Genomic DNA, 6,372 nt, shown 5'->3' with positions numbered 1-6,372 from the left:
GGCAAAATCCTGAGCAACTTTTTGTTGCTCAGGTACTTATAAAAAATATTAAATTATAGTGTTGCGGAATTAAGGTTAATTATTATTCTTATTATAAGATTTTTTCGAATCACCCCGTCCCTCTTTAGCCAAAGAGGGCTCCACTTTCTCCCCAAGCCCCTCTTCCTCAGGAAGCGGGGATGTTAACCGCCCTCTGGTGCTCGGAACCGCTACGCTATAAGGTTGGCGGACCATCAAAGGTCTGCGCCAGGTTTTGCGGGATGGGACCGCTTGGGGACAACTCCCATCAAAAACTCGCCAGGTTATACGGGATGGGACCGCTTGGGGACAAACCCTAACTCTTCCTCGTTGCGGCATATCCGCCAATCACGGCATAACATACGAGCGGTATCAAAAAAGCAATCGCCATACTTACTCCTTACTGTTTAACTTATTGTTTTCTTAAGTTAAACATCTAATGGGGGTATTGGGATGTTCCCAATACCCTTCTCAGATGTTGTTTTTTGTGAGTGATTATGTAGCGCCCACACTACAAGCTACTTTTCGTTATTAATACTTTTCTTTTTTTCTAAAAATGACTTATTGCTTTAGCTTTTTTCGAATCCCTCCGTTCAATGGTCTTTACACCCCCTTCATTTCCTCCGTTTGCGGGGGACAGAAACCTCAGGAACGAGAGGATGTAACCGCCCTTAGTGCTGTTTCTGCCCCACCTGTCCCTCCCCAGCGGGAGGGTCCTTACCCTATACCCAAGCCCTAAATCCCTACCATAGGGATTAGGGATGTAACCGCCCTCCGGTGCTCGGAACCGCTACGCTATAAGGTTGGCGGGGCATCAAAGCCCTCGCCATGTTTTGCGGGATGGGACCGCATGGGGCTACGGGATGACTGCAGGGATCAGCGCTTACGTCCTTTCCCAAAAAGCTCAGAATGAGAACCTAAACGAACTAATTCTATTGCGTTATTGTTCTTATCAAACCAAATCAAAACGCTTATAATCTTTCTTGAACTGCGAGGTCTTTCGAATTTCTTTCATAAACTCTATTCCTCCATTGATGCCATGAAACTTTCTAAGCTATCTACTCGAACTACTCCTGCATCATAACCACTCTCTGCCTCTTTCATTGCTGCCAAAGTTTCTGCGTTTGGAACATCTTCCAAAGCAGCACTCCTTGAAACAGGGGAGTCTGAAACTATTTTAACGCCTCTCATAAGAGAGAGGACATTCTTTAATTGCTCCAACAAAGATGGGCTATCTACCTGTAATGTTAACTGTGCCATAACTTCAATATTTAATTCGTAGCAAAGATAAGGGTTTTCTGTGAAACTACCAAATTTTTAGAGGAGTTTTTGCTTCTTGCTCTAATCTCCCCCAGATTAACGTATGAATCCCTCCGTTCAATGGTCTTTACACCCCCTTCATTTCCCCTTATAGGGGACAGAAACCTCAGGAACGAGAAGATGTATTTGCTTGTTGACGTATGGATATTCCTTCTATAGTCGGAACCGATACTTTTATCAGCCCAGATAACTTGAGTGCCCGTTGGTAAGCGCGAGGCTTACGTCGGCTGTAGAAGGAGAATCAAAGCAATCCTGCGTTATCATCTTTTTCTACTTTATGTCCTTAGCAGTCACCATTCTCAATGGATGTGATAGACCGTATAATTCTGTTTTTGTGTTCATAATCGAATCACTTATCTGTTTATAAGGCGGATATCATCTACCTTGTTTATTTACTTGGTTCCGACCACTCTTTTTTAAAGAATGGCTGAAATCGTGTGCAAAAATACTATTTTTTTTTGGATTAAACAACAAAATTCGCTGATTTTGTGGTTTAGAGCCTAAGATTTCTTGGTTTATTCTTCAGATAATGAGCACATCAAGGACTTTCTGCTTTTTTATCCTCTGGCATCCGCCACTTCATTGTATCCCCAGACCATCACGAGGACTATGATGCCGGCGAGCATCATCAGGAGATTCTGCGTCTGCATGATTGCATCAAGCACATGGGTAAGGGCACGGGAACCGGTCAGCAGGAAATCGATCTTCATGGAGAAGAGCCAACCCTGTATCTGCTCCCATCCCTGACAAACCACAGCAGCCACTACACCGACTGCCACACAGGCTGCCGTCCACAGATGCTCCAACCGGCGACGCTTAGCCAAAGCCTGCTTCTGCTCAAGAGACAGCACGGTCTTTTTCTGCTCAAGACCCGGCAATGCCTGCATCACCCTATCAGAGAATCCATCATCCGGAATCTCCTCCATCCTGTTATCGGCAAAGAAAGCCTGAAGGAGCTGATCGTCTGTGGCGCTCAGGGGTTCAAGCTCCATACCATTTCTATTATCTATCATTTTATCGGTCATAACCATTCTGTTTTAAGTAACTTGCAAGTTTCTGTTTTCCACGAGAGAGATGCGACTTGATGGTGCCTTGCGCCATTCCCGTCACTTCTGCCATCTTATCTATAGAGAGACCATCCATCAGCTGCAGCGTGATGCATGTCCGTTCGTTTTCGCTCAATATCCGCAGGGCATTGAGCAAATCCATCTTCAGTCCGGCATTCACTCCCTGCGCATTCTGCCGGGCAACCGCCGGTGTATCAATATCCTGTGTTTCCTTATGACTGCGGGTATAATCATACCACACATTATAGGCGATACGATAAAGCCAAGTGGAGAAGCTGGCTGTACCCTTGAAACCCGACAGATGGGTATAAGCCTTGACAAAGGTATCCTGCGCCAAGTCGTCACTCAGCTGCGCATCCCCCAGCGTCTGCCGTAGGAAGAACCCACGAACAGGTGATTGATACTTCTTGACCAGCAAGTCGAACGACTTGCGGTCGTGAAGCATCACCACCTTCGTGACGAGAGAAATATCGGATAACTTTTCCACTATATATATTAACTAATAACTGTTGTTTGATTTTTACACCGGAGTTCCATTGTAACCTGTGCCCTGATCGCCATGACGGTTTCTCCACCAATCCTTGATGGCTGGAAGTGAACCTATCAGGGTCTGTCCCAATCCATAGAAGAAGACCAGGGCTCCGATACCAGCCAGGAAGTCAGCTTCCCACCAAGCGAACATAGCGCACAAGCCAGCTCCCAGGAAGGCATTTCTCAATCCTCGCTTCACCAGATATTCATCGCTCTGCTTGTCTATCGGACGGTCGCTTTCCGGAACATTGATGCCCTTCTCCATCGCCATCTCCGCCAACTTCATCCGGTCGTTGTGGCGGCGAATCAGATATCTGATAACCAGGAACACGATGATCAGCGGAGCAAAGACAAACAGCAGACCGAAGATGATACAGAAGATGATGATGACTGACAGCGCACCGCCACCAAATACCGAACCGATGAAATCGAAAGGATCATCATAGTTGCCCAGACTATACTTGGAATGATAAGCACGGTTGGCATTGTCATCTACATCAGCATAGTCGGTAGTATCCGTTGCGGTGGTATCAGAATAGGCAGCAATCGCCTCATCATCCTGAGCTGCGGATGCCTGTCCGGCAGCAGCCTGCTTATCCACCTGTTGGGTAGTTGGATGATAACGATGTTTTGGAGCTGAAGATGCCAGAGATACCTGGGTAGCTCCGATGCTCAAGATGAGCGCCAATGTGAATATCGCTTTCTTCATATCTAACAATATTTTTATAGTTTTACCTTGTTATTTATTATTTTTTCTATGTCTTAGACGCATCTCTTGGGAAATTAGTTGCAAAGAAACGAAATTTTTCTTATTTTTGCAAACAAAATCAAGAATAAAGGCATAATATGAAGACATTACCAGAAGATTTCATCCAATATACCCAAGAGTTGATGGGCGATGAACTGTTCCAGCAACTGAAACAGGGCATCACCGAGGGAGAAGCACCTACCAGTATCCGTATCAATCCCTTCAAATGCAAGGAGGGAGAAGATGCTGCGGGCGAACCGATTCCATGGTGCCCTTCCACCGGCCGCTATCTCTCCACCCGTCCTAACTTCACCTTCGACCCATGGCTCCATGCCGGAAAGTATTACGTGCAGGAGGCTTCTTCCATGTTCGTGGATCTGGTGATCCGACAACTCGTTCACAAACCCGTGATGATGCTCGATCTCTGTGCGGCTCCAGGTGGAAAATCTACCGCCGTTCGTGCTGCCCTGCCGGAAGGCAGTCTTCTTTTCAGCAACGAACCGATGCGCACCCGATCGCAGATTCTTGCAGAGAATATCCAGAAGTTCGGTCATCCCGATATGATCGTCACCAACAGCTATCCACGCGACTACAAGAAATCGAAGCTTCAGTTTGATGTCATCCTCACTGATGTTCCCTGCTCCGGCGAAGGTATGTTCCGCAAGGATGATGGCGCCATCAGCGAATGGAGCCTGCAGAATGTGGACAACTGCTGGCATCTGCAGCGCGAAATCGTAAGCGATATCTGGAACTGCCTGAAACCAGGCGGTCTCCTCATCTACTCTACCTGCACCTTCAATGCCCACGAAGACGAAGAGAATATCGCCTGGATCTGTGAGGAGCTGGGGGCTGATGCTATCGCACTCAACGATATTGATGAAGCATGGAATATCACGGGCAATCTCATCGGCACAGACATCCCTGTCTATCGTTTTCTCCCAGGCAAGACCCGCGGAGAAGGCATCTTCCTCGCAGTACTCAGAAAAGAGGGAGAACCGGAAATGGAGAAGGAAGATAAAAAAAAGAAGAAAGACAAGAACAAGGATAAAGGAAAGAACAGAGGAAACAAGGGAAAGTGTCTGCAGGTTCCAACAGACTGGCTGAAGTCTTCCGACTATGAAACGATAGCCGAAGACGATAACTTCTATGCCATCCCAAGCCGATGGAAAGCTATCTATGAGGATGCTGCCAGAAACCTGAAGGTGATACATGCCGGCATCAAACTGGGAACAAGCAAGGGCAAAGACATCATTCCCGACCAGAGTCTGGCACTCTCCACCGAACTCAACACAGAGGTTTTCCCACAGGTAGAACTCTCCTACGAGGATGCCATCCGCTACCTGCGCAAAGAGGCTGTGAATCTTCCAGCAGACACCCCCAAAGGCTACGTGCTCGTTACCTATCAGCAGATGCCTCTGGGCTGGGAGAAGAACATCGGCAACCGTGCCAACAATCTCTATCCACAAGAGTGGAAAATCAAGAGCAGCCACGTGCCGGAAGAGCCCTGTGTCATCAGCAAGAAATAAGTATCAAGAAACAAGATAAGAATTCATCAAGAAGAACCAGACATCAGGAATGAACATGATCAGCATCATCGCTTGCATCTCTAAAGACAATAGAGCCATCGGCTACCAGAACCGACTGCTCTATCATTTACCATCAGATATGGTCCGCTTCCGTGAACTTACCACGGGGCATACCATCGTGATGGGCAGAAAGACATTTGAATCTCTCCCTAACGGTGCTCTTCCATATCGCCGCAACATCGTTGTCTCTAAAAGTCTGAAAGAGATAGATGGGGGCGAAGTATATCCTACCCTGAAAGAAGCACTCAGGGCTGCGCAAGGCGACACCTTGTCTGCCCCCAAGGAAGATGCAGGAATAGCCAGCCCGGAAGAAATCTTCATCATTGGCGGAGAAAGCATCTATCGCCAGGCGCTTCCTGCTGCCCGGAAACTCTATCTCACCCTCGTAGATAAGGAGCCGGAACAGGCAGATACCTTCTTCCCTGCCATCGACCGTTCAGCCTGGGAAGTGACGGAAAAAGAAATGAGGAATGAAAACGGGTTGTCGTTCTCATTCCTCACCTATATCAGAAAATAAATTCTACCTGTACGGTTGAATAAATTCCTATTCTTCTGTTGTTTCATCTTCCTCATCAGAAACCTGCTGGATATCCTTCAGAGAAAGCTGACGGTCGATGGCTGCATTGAAGGAGATGATGGTCTCGCTTCTGGAAAGACCCAATGGCTGCAACTTATCGTGGATAATTTCCAGGAGATGGTGGTTGTTGACAGCATAAATCTTGATGAACATATCAAAACCGCCCGTAGTATAATGACACTCTACTACCTCAGGAATCTTCTTGAGTTCTTCTACCACCTGATCAAACTTCTCAGGTTCCTTGAGGAACAGTCCCATATATGCACAGGTTTCGTAACCAATCTTCTCTGGATCGATAACAAATTGAGAGCCTTTAATAATGCCAAGATTAGTGAGTTTGGCTACACGCTGATGAATGGCAGCACCGCTTACATTACAAGCACGTGCTACTTCCAGAAATGGGATTCGGGCATCCTGAGAAATCAGCTTCAGAATATGCCTATCTAATGAATCTAATACTTGTTTTGCCATAATTAATTATTATTTGCCTGCAAAGGTAGCACTTTTCTTTAGAAAAAGCAACTT

7 protein-coding genes are annotated in these 6,372 nt (G+C 46.7%); 2 read left to right on the top strand and 5 right to left on the bottom strand.

The window, feature by feature from the left end; translation table 11 throughout:
• Positions 1-1,038: 1,038 nt before the first annotated feature.
• From AAAT87_RS11425 to AAAT87_RS11410, 4 genes are all read right to left on the bottom strand, one after another.
• The gene (locus AAAT87_RS11425) at positions 1,039-1,278 is read right to left on the bottom strand and encodes a hypothetical protein (RefSeq protein ID WP_349226480.1); all 240 of its coding nucleotides are present in this window, start codon (positions 1,276-1,278) and stop codon (positions 1,039-1,041) included.
• A gap of 617 nt (positions 1,279-1,895) precedes the next feature.
• On the bottom strand, positions 1,896-2,351 hold the full coding sequence (locus tag AAAT87_RS11420) for a DUF5056 domain-containing protein (RefSeq protein ID WP_349226479.1): 456 nt from the start codon (positions 2,349-2,351) through the stop codon (positions 1,896-1,898).
• Between the two features lies 1 nt (position 2,352).
• On the bottom strand, positions 2,353-2,892 hold the full coding sequence (locus AAAT87_RS11415) for an RNA polymerase sigma factor (RefSeq protein ID WP_295025170.1): 540 nt from the start codon (positions 2,890-2,892) through the stop codon (positions 2,353-2,355).
• A gap of 33 nt (positions 2,893-2,925) precedes the next feature.
• Positions 2,926-3,645 carry a DUF6249 domain-containing protein gene (locus AAAT87_RS11410; RefSeq protein WP_349226478.1) on the bottom strand — a complete coding sequence of 240 codons (720 nt, stop codon included), beginning with the start codon at positions 3,643-3,645 and terminating at the stop codon, positions 2,926-2,928.
• Between the two features lie 137 nt (positions 3,646-3,782).
• Between AAAT87_RS11410 and AAAT87_RS11405 the strand changes: the two genes are divergently transcribed.
• The gene (locus AAAT87_RS11405) at positions 3,783-5,210 is read left to right on the top strand and encodes a methyltransferase RsmF C-terminal domain-like protein (protein WP_349226477.1); all 1,428 of its coding nucleotides are present in this window, start codon (positions 3,783-3,785) and stop codon (positions 5,208-5,210) included.
• Between the two features lie 49 nt (positions 5,211-5,259).
• Positions 5,260-5,787, top strand: coding sequence for a dihydrofolate reductase (locus AAAT87_RS11400; protein ID WP_349226476.1), 528 nt, complete (start codon positions 5,260-5,262; stop codon positions 5,785-5,787).
• A gap of 27 nt (positions 5,788-5,814) precedes the next feature.
• Here AAAT87_RS11400 and AAAT87_RS11395 read toward each other — a convergent pair whose 3' ends face one another.
• Positions 5,815-6,318, bottom strand: a complete 504-nt coding sequence (locus AAAT87_RS11395) for an Lrp/AsnC family transcriptional regulator (RefSeq protein WP_089544643.1) — start codon at positions 6,316-6,318, stop codon at positions 5,815-5,817.
• Positions 6,319-6,372 lie beyond the last annotated feature (54 nt).

Origin of the sequence: Segatella sinensis (assembly GCF_040095255.1) — a bacterium.
Lineage (GTDB): Bacteria > Bacteroidota > Bacteroidia > Bacteroidales > Bacteroidaceae > Prevotella > Prevotella sinensis.
The sequence above is the reverse complement of the archived record's forward strand: the minus strand, read 5'-3'. Positions and strand labels throughout refer to the sequence as shown.